Raw genomic sequence first — 242 nt, 5'->3', positions numbered from 1 at the left:
CATCAGCTTATCGATCAGTTACTAGCTGAAGATTTCAAGAAACTCGATGGCGTTCATTTCAGGTACTTCGTGTTTGCTGGACTCGTAGAAGGCTTTGACAACGATGAGCAGTGCATCAAAGATCGCGCTGATTACGCGCATCTTGTGCCGGAGCGACTAAACGGGCTTCCGCACGTAGAAGAGGAAAAGATGGCAGAGTTCATGCACGTGGTATCCGGCATCGGCCGTGATCTGTGCGTAGC

General features: G+C 50.4%; 1 protein-coding gene. It reads left to right on the top strand.

All coding sequences use genetic code 11. The annotated features are described in order from the left end of the window. The coding region (locus tag AC1RPJ_RS08305) for a hypothetical protein (protein ID WP_481762935.1) at positions 1–242 on the top strand (242 nt) is incomplete at both ends.

Source organism: Dellaglioa sp. CoH-57-MRSF-17 (assembly GCF_056782015.1).
This window is presented reverse-complemented; position numbering and strand designations above follow the sequence as displayed.